Source organism: Rhodospirillales bacterium (assembly GCA_028824295.1).
Lineage (GTDB): Bacteria > Pseudomonadota > Alphaproteobacteria > TMED109 > TMED109 > VXPW01.
Map to the genome: position 1 here is coordinate 77,806 of JAPPED010000015.1, position 14,586 is coordinate 92,391.

Consider the following 14,586-nt stretch of genomic DNA (forward strand, 5'->3'; position numbering starts at 1 on the left):
ACTTTTGTTATTTAATTGACTAGTCATGACGACAAAAACGCGAGAACATGCGAGAAAGCGCGACTAGATATGAGAAAAAAGCCCGGAATTTTCCGGATGTTAGGTGATGCCTGTCGGTGACTGGGTAGGACCGCGCTGACCAGCGGGGTACTGGGGCGTAGGAGGCGGCGGTGAACCGGACCGGACCGCTTCAAAGCGATACATACATTCGTACCATAAAACAAATTGTTTCGTAATGAGTGTTCACTTCCGGTTCAACTTGATAACGGATGCGTAATCGTTCAATTCATGGCTGCGCACCAATCGAGCTGGATTTATTCTTAACTTGCTTGCGATCTTATAGGCTTTCTAAATTAGATCGCGTTCAATTCTGATTTCTGTTTGCACCGTGCCGACCTGTAGCTCCTTTTGAGTCGGCGGCACCGGTTGCGCACCCAGCGGGTTGGGTGCTGGGTCATCGTGCTTCCTGACCCGTCGACGTAGCAGAACCCCACCAACCGCCCCCGATGCGACCAACCCGGGAACTGGGCGCGCCCCTTTACTCGTGTACGCACAGACGACGTGTGCGGTTTCAGGAGTGAGATCGGCGGACGCCGGTGACCGGATGGCGCGTCAGTCGGTTCCGGGGCCGCAAGGAGCTGCATGACAACCCTGCGGAGGGAACGCAAACGGGACCGTCGTGCCGTCGCGACTCGTCTACCCGTTTGCTGATCGGAGGAGCGGAGCGAGTCCGGCCACACCGCATGACGGCCGCAGCGGCAATTCTGAATCCCGCGCAGGCGTCACGGGCCATCAATGCCGCCCCGGGTCTCTTGGTCGGCGTTTGACCGGGCTACCGACCGCCTGTCCGTCCCCGCGCTCCGGCGCGTCTCGGTTAGGCGGACGATGCGCCGCGCGAAGGGTCCGGTACCCGCAGCAACAGAAGCGCGCCGACGATCAGGAACGGTATCACCGTGGCCAAGCCCCACCGCTCGCTGTCCGTGGCGAGTGTGACGACACCGACCAGCCAAGGCCCCACGAATGCGGTGACCTTGCCCGACAGCGCGTACAGACCAAAGGCCTCGGCTTCTTCTCCGACCGGTACCAGGCGAGCCATCAGGGACCGGCTCGCCGACTGGACAGGACCGAAGAAGATCCCCAGAACCGCCCCGACGGCAAAGAACAGGAGTTGGGTGCTGATGAACAGCATGCATGTACTGAGGACGACGATTGCCGCAAGTCCGATCAGAATCGTCGGTTTCGCGCCCAGTCGATCGTCCACCCGACCGAACACAAAGGCGCCGATACCCGCAGTGATGTTGATCAGGATCGCAAATTGGACGACTTCGCTGACGGTCATCCCGATGACAGCGGCAGCGTAGATGCCGCCGAAGGCGAACACGGTATTGATTCCGTCGGTGTAGACCATGCGGGCCACGAGGTAACGGCCGACCACCCGCCGTTCCGGATCCACCAACATGCCCGAGAGATCTCGGTAGAGCTTCCCGAGCCCCGTCCGGATGGCCGCCGGTACCGCCATGCGACCTGCAGGGACATCTCGTGTCCAGAGAAACAGGGGCAAGCAGAAGAGTCCCATCCAGATGGCAACGAGTGGTCCCGTAATGCGGACGTGCTCACCCTGTTGCGGATCGAGGCCGAGCGGTGGAGGGTCTGCAAGGACAATTCCGAAAAGTGCCAGCGCCAGGCAAGCCATGCCGCCCATGTAGCCGGTTGCCCAGGCGGTACCCGAGATCCGACCAAGGCGATCGCGGGGCCCCAGGCCAGGCAGCAGAGCGTTGTAGAACACCAGCCCGAGTTCGAAGGCCACCAAGCCGACGCCGGACCACCACAGGATCCAGGCTGCCGATTCGGGCCCCGGCTTGCCCCACCACAGGAGTCCGGTCGCAACGATCATGACGGCGGCGCAGAAGGCGATCCAGGCTTTCCGTCGTCCTGTCCGATCGGCGACAGCGCCAAGAACGGGGCTCAGCACTGCCACCACGAAAGACGCAGTTCCGACCATGAAGCCCCATTCGGCTTGCGCAGCGGCGTCGTCGGAGAGGATTGCACTCGCGAAGTAGGCCGGGATGACGAACGTCAGAATGATCGCGGCGAACGGCGAATTCGCCCAATCGTACAGGCACCAGCCAGCGATGCTTGCCCGTGTGGTGGCGGGTGAGGTCTGTGGCACGTACTGGAATCCAGAAGCTCGAGAGCGGTGTTCAATCCGGTATCACACTAGCTGGTATTCTTGGAGCAAGTGCTGGCTTGCGGAGGCCGAGCGACGCCGACTACGAGAGCAATGAGGAGTCTGCCATGTCGAGATCGCAGATGGATCTGGACCTGCGACATCGGTTGCGTGCGGCCGGTGTCCGCCTGACGCGACAGCGTCTGCAACTGGCGCGAATATTGTTCTCAGGCGGGAACCGACACGTTACCGCCGAGGTCCTGCGTCACGAAGCCGAGCAGGCCGGAACACCGGTCGCAACCGGCACGGTCTACAACACCCTGCATTGCTTTGCCCGAGCCGGACTGCTGCGCGAAATAACCGTCGATTCAGCATGCAACTGGTTTGATACCAACACCGATTCTCATCATCATTTCCTGCACCAGAGAAGCGGCGAACTCGAGGACATTCCGGAGGAGGACATTTGCGTCGCCGGGGTGCCGGAGCCACCCGCCGGAATGCGGGTGGCTGGAGTCCACGTGCTGGTGCGGCTGGAGGAGGATCGCAGCATCCGTTGAAGCGCAGCCCGTACTCGGTCTTCGTGACACCACCGACACCCGTACAGGCGGTTTCCATATCCCCGCCAGTCCGACGCCGCCACACCGCACGGTTCCAGGCTACGTTGGACACGCTCGGCAGCTGAATTGCGGCGTCCGCCGGAGGACCTGTGGCGACCGCTCTCCGGTGCAGCAATGGGGGTATGAGGATGGAAGGCGGCCTCCGGCGGGCCAGTTCGGGACCCGCTTGGGCTCGACGGTCCGACATACAGGGCCGATTCGGCGTTGGAGGCCGAAGTGCGGCGCCACAGGATCCGCAATTGTCTAGGTGGATTCGATGAAACCGTGAGGATGGAAATCGGCGGGCGCCCCGAGTATCGGCACTTGGCGCTAATGTCGAAAGCCACCCGGGCAGCCCGCAGCGGGGACGTCACTCGGGATCCGTAGGTCCCCACAGGGCGGTCCGCGCGATGTAGCCCTTCCATTCTCCGGCGGTGACCCGGCACCAGGTGGCTCCACAGGTGTCAAGGAGGTCGACGACGGCGCCGACCCTGACCTCGGCAAGCACTGCGCTGTTTTCGCTCGGACGTCGCCGCAGCACCGTATTTTTCTCGACTTGGGCAGTTCGCCGCCGTGACAGCAGGCTGTGATGCATCCAGCCGGAATCCCCGTTGGGCAGGGTGACCGCACGCCAGTTCCCGTGTCGATCCGTGATCAAGACCGGCAGGCTTGGCGCGGTGAACACCCATTCGATCGGGAAACGCTTACCGGGTCCGGCCCGCAGGTGTGCGCGGCTGGCGGCGATGCTGCCCCAGGTCGGAACGACTTCCTGAGCGTGAGCGATTGGTGCCGTGGGGACAAGATGCAGGAGCATTGCACCCACGAGCAGAGGAATGGCCGCGCGGCTCACGGGTCCATTCCGGGGCGGCGGGCCCAGACATCATGTTCCGCCGCCTGCCTCGGTCCGAAATTGGGCGAAGCAGGGCAGCCCGCAACCAAAGATGTCGCCGCCGGGAAGTCGCCGGCCTGATCATTCGTGATCGGGTTCGTCGGACGATTCTCCATGAATTCCATTTACATGAATTCAGAGGTCTTGTGGCCGCCCATCCGGCATCGTTCTTCGATGTTCTGCTCGGTGTGGCACGTTGCGGAACCGAATTCACGGCGGGAGTCTACGGGCAACTCAGGACAAGCAGGAGAAAACCTGAGCGTCGGTCCCGGACACCGATTGTAGGCGCGGTCAGTCTCTCCGCGTCTTCTCTGTTTGTGACGAGAACGGCACGCGAGGCGCAATGCATGCAGGCCGTCGCCGCCGGAGGAGAATCAAGGCTCCACTTTCTCGATGTTCCAGAAAAACTGGACCGGGGACTTGATGAGCCCGCGCAACGAATCGCGGTACGCGACCGGGTTTGACCACTGTCCGTACAGCCCATGTGTGACAACCTCGAAGGCCCGAGCCTGGATCGCCTGGGCCAGTGTCTTCCGGCTGTCGGGGTCGGACGTGCGGGCAAACGTGTCGCGCAGGCGTTCGATCTCCCCGTCGCACGGCCATCCGAACCAGGCCCGTTCGCGGCAGCCTCCGGAAATCGCGATGTTGGCGACCGGGTTGGCGACGTCCACGGCGAGCGCCCAGGTATGGAACAGGTTCCAGCCACCCTGCGACGGCGGATCGGCGATGGGGCGACGGGAAGTCAACGTACTCCAGTCCATGGCCTGGAGATCGACCACGAAGCCGGCATCACGCAGCGCCTGCGCCGTGACCAGGGACGCGCTGTTGAGAATGGCTATATCGGTGGGCTGCAGGATCGTCACCGCCGCACCGTCATAGCCGGCGGCGGCAATCAGCTCCCTAGCCTTGTCGATATCGTGACCCACAAGCGCGTCGCTACCTACAGTCGACTCGAAGGGCGTGCCGCACGCCAGCATCGCCGGGCAGGTTTGGTAGTAGGCCGGGTTTCCGACCGCCGCGCGCATGTAGTGTTCCTGGTCGATGAGCCACAGGACGGCTTCACGAACGCGCGGGTCGTCGAACGGCGGATGCAGATGGTTCATCCGCAGCCAGCCCTGGACCCCAAGTGGGTCCAGGTTCTCGACGACAACCCCCGCCGCCGCCTCCAGGATCGGCAGCAAGTCGTGCGGCGGCAGTTCGAAATAGTCGACCTCACCCGCCATCAGCGCATTCATTGCCGTGGCTGAATCCGGGATGTAGTGCCACTCGACCCGATCGACCCTGGCGCGCTTGGCGCCCGCTGCGAAGCTCGAAGGCTCGGCGCGGGGCACGTAGTCCGGATTACGGACATAGACCACCCTGGCTCCCGGGATCCATTCGTCCTTCACGAAAATGAACGGCCCGGAGCCCAGCGTGTCCGGAATCTGCTCAAACGGATCCGTCAAGGCGTGGCGCTCAGGCATCATGAACGGCACGTTGGAGCTGATCTTGCCAAGTGATTCGAGCACGAGGCCATACGGTGCGCTCAGCTCCAGCTCAAAGGTCTCGGCATCGACAACCCGAAGCTCCCGCGTCGCGTCGGCGAGCTTCTGGCCCATGCCGTCGCGTGCGCTCCAGCGCTGGATCGACGCGACGCAGTCGGCTGCGGTCACCGGCGTACCGTCATGCCACCGAAGCCCGGCGCGAAGCACGAACCGCCAGATCAGGCCGTCTTCGCTGACGGACCAGCGATCTACCATCTGCGGCTGGACTTCGAGGTTCTCATCCAGAGCGAACAGGGTGTCGTAGACCATGTAGCCGTGGTTGCGCGTGATGTACGCGGTTGTCCAGATCGGATCGATGTTCTTCAGGTCGGCATGCGGGACGATCCGCAGGATCGACTCTGATTGTGCGGGTGACGCCGGCGACATGCCGAGCAGCAGCAGGCCGGAGACGATGCCAGCGAAAGCGGCCCGTACGATCAGGCGTGGCGCCATCGGGCTGTCGTTCGCCGTGGCCATCCTCTAGACCGGTATCTCCCGGTCGCGTCCCTTGGGGCCCAGTTCCTGAAGCCGAAGCGCCCGACCGGGCCGCGCCCCGGTGCCGGCGCCCGCCTGCCAGACCGCCCGGCCGTTCACCATGACCAGCTCGATGCCGGCAGCGGGCCGGGTGGGTTCCTCCCACGTGGAGCAGTCGGCCACGGTTCGCGGGTCGAACACGACGAGGTCGGCATACGCTCCCGCCCGCAGGACCCCGCGGTCGGTCAGACCGAACTGGGCGGCGGACAGGCCCGTCATGCGGCGCACGGCCTCTTCCAGGGGGAAGAGGCCCACGTCACGCGCGTAGTGGCCAAGCACACGAGGAAACGTGCCCCACAGGCGCGGATGCGGATGCTGGTCGTGCGGCAATCCGTCTGACCCGATCATGGCGTGCGGGTAGGTCAGCACGCGCTGGACGTCCGCCTCGTCCATGATGAAGTAGATTGCGCCGGCTGGCTGAAGCCTCTCGGCAGCGGCGGTCTCGGTGCACCCCCAGGCGGCGGCAATCTCCGACAGGTCGCGCCCGGCTGCCTCCGGGACCGACTTCGACCAGGTCACGATCACCCGGCTGGCGTTCATCATTCGGTGCGGGTTCAGCACGGTCGAGCCCGCCACGTACGGGTAGACATCGAGGGCAACCGGCTGCGATTCCCGGGCCGCGTCGATTTTGGGAAGGCTTTCGAGCGTCCGCCCATGGTTGGGTGTACCGGCGCACTTGTGGTGGGAAATTACCACCGGGACTTCTGCTCGCCGACCGATTTCAAAGGTCTCATCGAGCGATTCGAGAACGTGGGCGGTTTCGTCCCGCATGTGCGTGGAATGGATGGCCCCCGCCGGAGCCAGCGCCGCTGCGAGCTCCACGACCTCTTCCGTTGGCGCCGCGTTTGCCGGTGGATAGAACAGCCCTGTGCTCATGCCGACGGCGCCGGCCGCCAGCGAGTCCTCCAGCCGCCCCCGCATCCGTGCGATCTCGCTTGGAGTGGCCGCGCGATCGAGCCCGTCCATCGCGCCAATCCGCAGCGTCGAGTGGCCGACCTGGGCAACGACGTTGACGGCCGGCGGATCGCGATCCAGTGCTGACAGGTAGTCGCCGAAGTCAGCGAAATAGTGTTCGGGCCGGTCGCCGATCAGGTCTGATGGCGGAGGTGGGGGGGCGGCGGGCGCGAGGGGCGCCAGACTGATCCCGCAGTTCCCGGTGACGACGGTGGTGACACCCTGGCTCACCTTGCAGGTCATGTTCGGGTCGCTCAGGACCGCACGGTCGTCGTGCGTGTGCACGTCGATGAAACCCGGCGCCACGGCTCGCCCGCCGACGTCCAGTTCCGATGCGCCCGACAGATGGGCAAGGGCCCCGATTGCCGACACCCGGTCACCCGTGATCGCGATGTCGCCGGAGCGAGCCGCCGCTCCCGAGCCGTCGATGATGCTGGCGTTGCGGATCACCAGGTCCGGTTTCGGTACCGTGGTCATGGTCCCCGACTAGCCAGCCCGGACAAATTTCTGGAATGCATGGCAGGTGAGCGGTGCGAAGTGCTCGATCGCCCCGGATGCCTTGACGACCTCGCCGACGTACATGTCCCCGCGTGAATCGGCCCAGATACCGTGCGGGACGATGAAGTTGCCGGGCAGTAGCGCGTCCGGGCCGCCGAGCTGGGCCTGAATGTTGCCGTCAAGATCGCAGACCGTAACCCTCGCGATTGGCGAATGGCCGGTCGGTGGATGCTGCATGAAGGGGAAGTGGGGTTGGGTGGGCACTGGCATGGCCCAGCCCAGTTCGGCGATGTAAAGGTTTTCCTGTTCATCCAGAAACAGGTCGTCGGGCCGGTTCACCCAGTTCCAGCTGTCCAGGTAGTCGCCGGTCGGAGAAAAGATCTGGATTCGTGAGTTTTCGCGATCGGCAACAAACACACGTCCTGACCGGTCTACTGCGATTCCGTGCGGGAGGTTGAATTGGCCTTCGGCGCTGCCGGGCCCGCCCCAGGATGCCACGAGATCACCGTCGCCGGTAAAGTGATGTACTCGCGCGTTGCCGTAACCGTCGGCGATGAATAGGTCGCCCGAGCGCGTGACCGCCACGTTGGTCACCATGTTAAAGGGGCCGCCGGCGTGCTGGACCGGCGTTTCGCCGAGCACAAACCCGGTGTCCGCGGGCCGGTTCACCTCGCCCAGCGTCATCAGCAGCGCTCCGTCCGTAGTGAACTTTCGCACCGTGTGGTCGAAGTTGTCGGCGCACCAGACGTGATCATTGTGGTCGATGAAGATCCCGTGGGCGCTCGAGAACACGCCCTCTCCCCAGGCGTTCAGGAACTTGCCTTCCTTGTCGAAGACGATGACCGGATGCGCGCCGCGGTTGAATACGTACACACGGTCCCGCGAGTCGACGGCGACGCCAGCGACCTCGACAAAGGACCAGTTTTCAGGCAGCTGTTCCCAGCCTTCAAGCACCTCGTATTCGAGTTTGTGTGGGCCAATGGCCATGTCGGCTCCCGCTTCCCCGTGCAGCTGATTGGGCGAGCATAACGAAGGCTTCCGCGACAGGGCATGCGCGCATTCGCGACGGCCGCAAGCCCGCCGGCGCGCCATGAACGGCCGCCGGCCGCGAGTGGGATCAGCTCACCGTCAGGTGGTCCCGGCCGTGCGGCGCGTCGAAGCGGATGTCCGGGCCCGCTGGTACGATCCCGTGCGGGTTAATCGACTCGTGACTGGCGTGGTAGTGGCGCCGGATGTGGTCCATGTCCACCGTGGCGGCTACTCCTGGCCACTGATGGAGTTCGCGCGTGTAGGCCCACAACGTGGGATAGTCGACCAGGCGCCGGATGTTGCACTTGAAGTGTCCGACGTAGACCGGGTCGAAACGAACAAGCGAGGGGAACAGCCTCCAGTCGGCTTCGGTGACGGTGTCGCCGGTCAGGTAACGCTGCCCCGACAGGCGGTTCTCCAGCCGATCGAGTTCCGCGAACACGTTTCGGACAGCGGTGTCGTACGCTGCCTGCGTGGTCGCAAAGCCCGCCTTGTACACGCCGTTGTTGACGTTGTCGTACACCGAGGCGTTGACGGCATCGACCTCCGGGCGCAGCTCGGCCGGGTAGAAGTCCCGTCGGTCACCGGTGATCGCATTGAAGGCGCTGTTGAACATCCGGATGATTTCCGAGCTTTCGTTGGAGACGATCGTTTCCCGTTCCCTGTCCCATAGCACCGGCACCGTCGCATGCGCGGTCACACCGGGCGCGGCCGCCATGTAGACCTGGTGCAGAAACTGCTTGCCGAGGACGGTGTCGCCGGTTGCCCCCGGGTAGCCATCCGACAGGACCCAGCCATGCTCCTTCATCAGCGGATGCACGACGTCGACCGAGACGTGCTCCTCCAGGCCTTTCAGCTTCCGGAAGATCAATGTCCGGTGCGCCCAGGGACAGGCGAGCGAAACGTACAGGTGATACCGTCCGCTCTCGGCCTGGAAGCCGCCCTCACCGGTGGGCCCCGGCGCCCCGTCGGCGGTGATCCAGTTCCGGAAGCCTGCGTCCTGACGTTGGAAGCTGCCGTCCGTTGCTGTCGAATCGGGCGGCTGGTTCCGCCAGACGCCGTTTGCCAGATATCCCATTCCCGCTCCCTATCCGATGGCTTCCCCCGACCTGGCGGTGTCCCCTGGGCAGCCATCGTCCCACGGCGCGTCGCCGGGACCCCGGGGCTGGGCGAAACATGTTGGCGTCCTGGTGATCGGAACTTGACCGGGCAGCGGAATCCCTAGGCGAACAGCAGTTGCGCGTCCGCACCGTCGCCGGACAACAGTGAGAAGAGGCCACCGATCTCAATGTCGAGGTCCGGGTCCAGCCGGTCCCTCGAAAGGTCGCTCGCACGCAGACCCATCTCGCAGGCGATCAATCTGACCCCCAGTTCCCGGCATGCGCCCAGCAGTTCGGTGAATCCGCCGACGCCCCTGTCCCGCAGCTTCGTGTCGGCGTCAAGCGCGCTGCCGCCGGCCGACTGCAGGCCCTGCCAGCCGCTGTCCCGCTGCAGCGCCACGCACGCATCCATCGTAAAGAACAGCGTGACGTCGCGGTCCGCGGCGGCGGCCGCGGCGGCCGTCGCGAGGACGAACCGGACGCGTTCGTAGTCGCCAGAGTGCACGATGCAGATCAGGGAACGCTCAGGCCGTTGCATGGACCGCGAGATCGGTGATCGTGGGTCTGGTGCCGCATACGGGGCAGTCCGGGTCCGGCCGGACCCGGACCTTTCGGGACTCGCCGTCCAGGGCGTCGATGAGAACCAGCCAGCCGGCAAGGCTGGTGCCAATCCCCAGAATTTCCTTGATGACCTCGATGGCCTGAAAGGATCCGGCCTGCCCGGCGAGAGCGCCGAACACGCCACCCTGTGCGCAGGTCGGCACCGTTCCCGCCGGGGGCGGCTCCGGAAAGAGGCAGCGGTAGCACGGATGCTCTGCTGCGTAGCCTTTCCAGGTGGCGAGCTGGGCCTCGAACCGCAATAACGCGGCCGACACCAGCGGTTTCGAGGCCAGCACGCAGGCGTCGTTCACCAGAAAACGGGTGGCGAAGTTGTCGCTGCCGTCGGCGATCACGTCGTAGGCGGCGACGAGATCGGCGGCATTGCCCGGCGCAAAACGCTCGGCGTGCGGCTCGACGGCGATCGTGGGGTTAATTCTGCGCGCTGCTTCCGCGGCGCTCGCGGCCTTCGGGGTGCCTAGGTCTTCGGTTCGGTGGGCGATCTGGCGCTGCAGGTTCGATAGGTCGACCGCGTCATCGTCCACGATCCCGATGCGCCCGACGCCAGCCGCCGCGAGGTACAGCACAAGCGGCGATCCAAGCCCCCCGGCGCCGACCACGAGGACGCTGGCCGCCAGCAACTGCTGCTGTCCGGTACTACCCACTTGCGGCAAGACGATGTGGCGGGCATAGCGCTGAATCTGTTCTTCGGTGAACTCGGCGGTCATGCGGCCGGCTGTCCGTGGCCGGTCCCGGTCGACCCGAAGCCGCCCGAGCCCCGGTGGGTCGCCGACAGTTGCTGAACTTCCTCGAAGCGGATTGCGGTCAATCGCTGGATCACGAGCTGCGCAACCCGTGCGCCGCGCTCGATGACGTGCGGTTCGTGCCCGTGGTTGACCAGGATGACCGCAACTTCGCCCCGGTAATCGGCGTCGATTGTCCCGGGGCCGTTGAGCACCGTGATCCCGTGCCGGAGTGCCAGTCCCGACCGCGGCCGTACCTGCCCCTCATACCCCTCGGGGATCTCGAGGGTCAGCCCGGTCGGGACCACGATGGTCGCGCCGGGAGCGAGCGTCATGGCTTCCGGGATCGCGGCGGGGAGATCGAAGCCGGAACTCCCTTCGGTCATCCTGGCCGGCAGCTCATTGAGTGCGTGCGGAAGTCGGCGGATTCGGACTGTCAGGGAAGTCTCGCTGGCCGTCATGGACGGGCTGCCGGTTCGACCAGAGCGTCCGCGATGCGTTCGGCGAGCCGGTCCGCCACCTCCTCCTTGCTGAGGCGGGGCCACGTTTCGGTTGCCTGGGACGTGATGAGGTGGACGGTGTTGCTGTCGCCCCCGAACACGTTGCTGTCGTCCGAGACATCGTTGGCGACGATCCAGTCGCACTGCTTGCGTTCACGCTTGGCGCGGGCGCGGGCGACGACGTCCTCGGTTTCCGCGGCAAACCCGACGACCAGCCGGGGACGATCGTTTGACGTCTGGGAGAGCTGCGCGAGGATGTCCGGATTTTCCTCCATCTCGTAGCGTGGCGGCTCCCCATCGCGGCGCGACAGCTTCTGTTTCTGCACAGCCTTGACCCGCCAGTCGGCGACAGCGGCCACGCAAACCGCGATGTCCGCAGGCAGCGCCTCCCGGCATGCGGCGAGCATTTCCGCTGCGGTTTCCACCTCCGTCAGGCAGGCCACCGGAGGCGGCGGCTGGACGCTGGGGCCCGTCACCAACGTCACCTCCGCGCCGCGCCGGGCGAGGGCGCCGGCGACGGCGTGGCCTTGTTTGCCGGATGATCGGTTGCCGAAGTAGCGGACCGGATCGATGGGTTCGATGGTGGGACCGCTGGTCACCAAGGCCCGGATGTTGTGGAGCGGCTTCGGCTGCGCTAGCAGCGTTTCGATGGCGCCAACGATGTCGGCCGGTTCGGCCAGGCGGCCTGGCCCTTCCTCGCCGCAGGCGAGATCGCCGGAACCCGGATCGATGAAGTGAATGCCGTCTCGGCGCAGCCGGTCGACGTTCCGCTGCGTCGCGGGATGCGCCCACATCTGCACGTTCATCGCCGGCGCCACCAGTACCGGGGCGGTGGTGGCGAGGAGGACCGTGGTCGCGAGGTCGTCAGCAAGACCGGTCGCCATCCTTGCTAGGAAGTCGGCGGTCGCCGGCGCGACGACCACCAGGTCGGCATCGCGGGCCAGCCGAATGTGCCCCATCTCGCTCTCGTCGGTGAGCGAGAACAGGTCCTGGTAGACCTTCTCGCCCGAGAGGGCTGCCAAAGCCAGCGGCGTGACCATCTCGCTCCCGCCAGGGGTGAGGATGGAACGCACGCTTGCGCCCCGTTCACGCAGCCGGCGGACGAGGTCGAGACTCTTGTAGGCGGCGATGCCGCCGGTCACGATCAGGAGGATGCGGGTCGGTTCAGTCATGGGCACAACGGGCAAGCGTGGCGCGGCCCCGCCGAGCGCGCGGGTCAGGCTCCGACGCGCGGAACGATGACGGCGGGTCCGGTCGCAGTAACCGAAGCATAAGGGAACTCACCGGGGCCGTGCGTCCAGGCGCGGTCTGGCTGCCGCGGGGGACGGTATGGCGCTCAGGTCTCCTCCAGTAGCAACGGCAGCTCGACGTGCATGTCATCGATGAGTTCGATCGGGTAGTCGCCCGTGAAGCAGGCGGCGCAGTAGGGCATGCGTTTGCCGTTCGGCAGGCCCCCGTGCACCGCTTCAAACAGGCTCTCGAGCCTGACGAACCGGAGACTGTCGGCACCGATCTTGGCGGCGATCGCACTTTCGTCCATCTGCGCCGCAATGAGCTCCTTGCGTTCTGGCGTGTCGACGCCGTAGTAGCAGGGATGCGTGGTCGGCGGGCTCGCGATCCGCATGTGCACCTCGCGGGCCCCGTTCGTGCGGAGCATTTCCACGATCTTGGTCGATGTGGTGCCGCGCACGATGCTGTCGTCCACCAGCACGATGCGCTTCCCGTCGATGGCGTCGGCATTCACGTTGTGCTTGAGGCGGACGCCGAGATGGCGAATCTCGTCGGTCGGTTCGATGAAGGTGCGCCCCACGTAGTGGTTGCGAATGATCCCGAGTTCGAAGGGCAGTCCGGCCTGGTCGGCGTAGCCAAGGCCGGCCGGGACGCCTGAGTCCGGGACCGGGACGACGATGTCGGCATCGGCGGGCGCATCCCGCGCGAGCAACCGCCCGATCTGCTGACGGACGGCGTACACGTTCTTGCCTTCGACCACGCTGTCGGGGCGGGCAAAGTAGATGTATTCGAAGATGCAGAACGTCCGTTGTGCCCGGCCCAGGGCGCCGGGGAGGGTCCGCACGCCGTCCCGACCGATGTGCACGATCTCGCCTGGCGCCACGGACCGCTTGAACTTGGCCCCGATGATGTCGAACGCGCAGGTCTCGGAAGCGAGAACGGCCTGGCCGTGCAATTCTCCCAGGACCAGGGGCCGGACGCCGTTGGGATCGCGCGCGCCGATCACGCCGGTCTCCGAGAGGGCAATCAGCGAATAGGCACCCTCGACCTGGTGGAGTGCCTCGATCAGGCGGTCGAGAAACGTCGGCCCGCTGGCGGTCGCGATCAGGTGGACGATGACTTCGGTGTCCATGGTCGACTGGAAGATGCAACCCCGCTGAACGAGGTCCCGCTTGAGGGTGCGCGCATTGGTGAGGTTGCCGTTGTGGGCGATCGCGACGCCGCCCTGGGCGATCTCGGCGAAGATCGGCTGGATGTCCCGAAGCTGGGTCTTGGTGCCGCTGGTCGAGTACCGGTTGTGGCCGATCGCCGCATTGCCCGGCAGCATGCCGATCACCTTTCCCGAACCGAACGAGTCGCCGACCCTTCCCTGCGCCCGGTGGGCAAAGAACTGGTTGCCGTCGAAACTGACGATCCCGGCCGCCTCTTGGCCGCGGTGCTGGAGGGCGTGCAGACCGAGCGCGGCGATGGCCGACGCATTCTCCGTTCCGAACACGCCGAAGATCCCGCACTCTTCACGGAAGCTGTCGATCGCTGGACGGGAGTCGTCACGGGCGGTGCGGATCATGGATCGCTGCCTCCTTCGCCGCTGCCGGATTCGATCTGGATCAGGCGGTCGAATTCCTTGCGGTCCTGGCCCGGATAGCCAACCTCGGCCTGCGGCTCCGTCGTCTCGGGCGCCGGGGTCTCCATGCGCCGGAGGAGATCGGCCGCGTCGGTCGCGTCGCCGGTGGAGCAACTGTGGTTGACCATCAAGGCGGGCCCGGGGACCAGTACGGCGAGCATGTGGGCGCCATAGAGTACCACGGGCAGGGTCCGCGCCTCGCGCACGAATTGCGGGCAATCCGTGAAGACCAGGCCGGACGCGAACAGGCCGATGTACAGCGCGGAAATGATGACCAGGCCGCGCACCGCCCCGAAGATGAACCCCAGCGCCCGGTCCAGCGGCGCCAGCACGCTTGCGGCGATCGCGCTGGCGAGCGGGACGATGGCGAACGTGAGGATGACGATCGCCGCCACAAAGATGCCCAGGGCGCCGACCCCGCGTGCGATGACCGAATCGCCGACCAGCGGCATCACTAGATCGCCGGCCCAATCGAGCAGCCACAGCGACGCCATGCCTGACACGATCCAGGCGGCCAGCGAGAGCGCGCTCTGTACGAAGCCGCGCGCATACGCCAGCGCGCCGGAGAACAGCACCGTACCAACAACCACGAAGTCAGCGAT

At 65.4% G+C, this 14,586-nt stretch carries 13 protein-coding genes; 1 reads left to right on the plus strand and 12 read right to left on the minus strand.

Going from position 1 to position 14,586, the window contains the following annotated elements; translation table 11 throughout:
- Positions 1–874: 874 nt before the first annotated feature.
- Positions 875–2,170, minus strand: a complete 1,296-nt coding sequence (locus OXH60_06840; GenBank protein ID MDE0711835.1) for an MFS transporter — start codon at positions 2,168–2,170, stop codon at positions 875–877.
- A 125-nt stretch (positions 2,171–2,295) separates the two neighbouring features.
- Between OXH60_06840 and OXH60_06845 the strand changes: the two genes are divergently transcribed.
- Entirely contained in the window at positions 2,296–2,724 is a 429-nt protein-coding gene (locus OXH60_06845; protein ID MDE0711836.1) for a transcriptional repressor, read from the plus strand.
- A 409-nt stretch (positions 2,725–3,133) separates the two neighbouring features.
- Here OXH60_06845 and OXH60_06850 read toward each other — a convergent pair whose 3' ends face one another.
- The 11 genes from OXH60_06850 to OXH60_06900 all read right to left on the minus strand — a co-directional run bounded on the left by OXH60_06850 (position 3,134) and on the right by OXH60_06900 (position 14,574).
- On the minus strand, positions 3,134–3,613 hold the full coding sequence (locus tag OXH60_06850) for an SH3 domain-containing protein (protein ID MDE0711837.1): 480 nt from the start codon (positions 3,611–3,613) through the stop codon (positions 3,134–3,136).
- Between the two features lie 413 nt (positions 3,614–4,026).
- Entirely contained in the window at positions 4,027–5,652 is a 1,626-nt protein-coding gene (locus tag OXH60_06855) for an ABC transporter substrate-binding protein (GenBank protein ID MDE0711838.1), read from the minus strand.
- 3 nt (positions 5,653–5,655) lie between these two features.
- The gene (locus OXH60_06860) at positions 5,656–7,140 is read right to left on the minus strand and encodes a D-aminoacylase (protein ID MDE0711839.1); all 1,485 of its coding nucleotides are present in this window, start codon (positions 7,138–7,140) and stop codon (positions 5,656–5,658) included.
- A 9-nt stretch (positions 7,141–7,149) separates the two neighbouring features.
- Positions 7,150–8,148 carry a peptidyl-alpha-hydroxyglycine alpha-amidating lyase family protein gene (locus OXH60_06865; GenBank protein ID MDE0711840.1) on the minus strand — a complete coding sequence of 333 codons (999 nt, stop codon included), beginning with the start codon at positions 8,146–8,148 and terminating at the stop codon, positions 7,150–7,152.
- A 130-nt stretch (positions 8,149–8,278) separates the two neighbouring features.
- Positions 8,279–9,268: a glutathione S-transferase family protein gene (locus OXH60_06870; protein ID MDE0711841.1), complete on the minus strand. Its 990-nt coding sequence runs from the start codon at positions 9,266–9,268 to the stop codon at positions 8,279–8,281.
- 143 nt (positions 9,269–9,411) lie between these two features.
- Positions 9,412–9,828, minus strand: coding sequence for a DsrE family protein (locus tag OXH60_06875; GenBank protein MDE0711842.1), 417 nt, complete (start codon positions 9,826–9,828; stop codon positions 9,412–9,414).
- On the minus strand, positions 9,815–10,615 hold the full coding sequence (gene moeB, locus OXH60_06880; protein MDE0711843.1) for a molybdopterin-synthase adenylyltransferase MoeB: 801 nt from the start codon (positions 10,613–10,615) through the stop codon (positions 9,815–9,817). Before moeB ends, OXH60_06875 begins: the two co-directional genes overlap by 14 nt.
- Positions 10,612–11,091, minus strand: coding sequence for a dUTP diphosphatase (gene dut, locus OXH60_06885; GenBank protein MDE0711844.1), 480 nt, complete (start codon positions 11,089–11,091; stop codon positions 10,612–10,614). Before dut ends, moeB begins: the two co-directional genes overlap by 4 nt.
- Positions 11,088–12,302 (minus strand): bifunctional phosphopantothenoylcysteine decarboxylase/phosphopantothenate--cysteine ligase CoaBC, encoded by a 1,215-nt coding sequence (gene coaBC / locus OXH60_06890; protein ID MDE0711845.1) that lies wholly within the window; start codon positions 12,300–12,302, stop codon positions 11,088–11,090. Before coaBC ends, dut begins: the two co-directional genes overlap by 4 nt.
- 164 nt (positions 12,303–12,466) lie before the next feature.
- On the minus strand, positions 12,467–13,927 hold the full coding sequence (gene purF / locus OXH60_06895; GenBank protein MDE0711846.1) for an amidophosphoribosyltransferase: 1,461 nt from the start codon (positions 13,925–13,927) through the stop codon (positions 12,467–12,469).
- A complete protein-coding gene (locus OXH60_06900) occupies positions 13,924–14,574 on the minus strand; it encodes a CvpA family protein (protein MDE0711847.1) in 651 nt (216 codons plus the stop codon). The genes purF and OXH60_06900 overlap by 4 nt, the downstream gene beginning before the upstream one ends.
- Between the last annotated feature and the right edge of the window lie 12 nt (positions 14,575–14,586).

Excerpts from the sequence above, each read along its gene's own strand:
- OXH60_06845 (MDE0711836.1), top strand. The coding sequence starts at position 2,296 with ATGTCGAGATCGCAGATGGATCTGGACCTGCGACATCGGTTGCGTGCG.
- OXH60_06855 (MDE0711838.1), bottom strand. The coding sequence starts at position 5,652 with ATGGCCACGGCGAACGACAGCCCGATGGCGCCACGCCTGATCGTACGG.
- OXH60_06860 (MDE0711839.1), bottom strand. The coding sequence starts at position 7,140 with ATGACCACGGTACCGAAACCGGACCTGGTGATCCGCAACGCCAGCATC.
- OXH60_06865 (MDE0711840.1), bottom strand. The coding sequence starts at position 8,148 with ATGGCCATTGGCCCACACAAACTCGAATACGAGGTGCTTGAAGGCTGG.
- OXH60_06870 (MDE0711841.1), bottom strand. The coding sequence starts at position 9,268 with ATGGGATATCTGGCAAACGGCGTCTGGCGGAACCAGCCGCCCGATTCG.
- OXH60_06875 (MDE0711842.1), bottom strand. The coding sequence starts at position 9,828 with ATGCAACGGCCTGAGCGTTCCCTGATCTGCATCGTGCACTCTGGCGAC.
- moeB (MDE0711843.1), bottom strand. The coding sequence starts at position 10,615 with ATGACCGCCGAGTTCACCGAAGAACAGATTCAGCGCTATGCCCGCCAC.
- dut (MDE0711844.1), bottom strand. The coding sequence starts at position 11,091 with ATGACGGCCAGCGAGACTTCCCTGACAGTCCGAATCCGCCGACTTCCG.
- coaBC (MDE0711845.1), bottom strand. The coding sequence starts at position 12,302 with ATGACTGAACCGACCCGCATCCTCCTGATCGTGACCGGCGGCATCGCC.
- purF (MDE0711846.1), bottom strand. The coding sequence starts at position 13,927 with ATGATCCGCACCGCCCGTGACGACTCCCGTCCAGCGATCGACAGCTTC.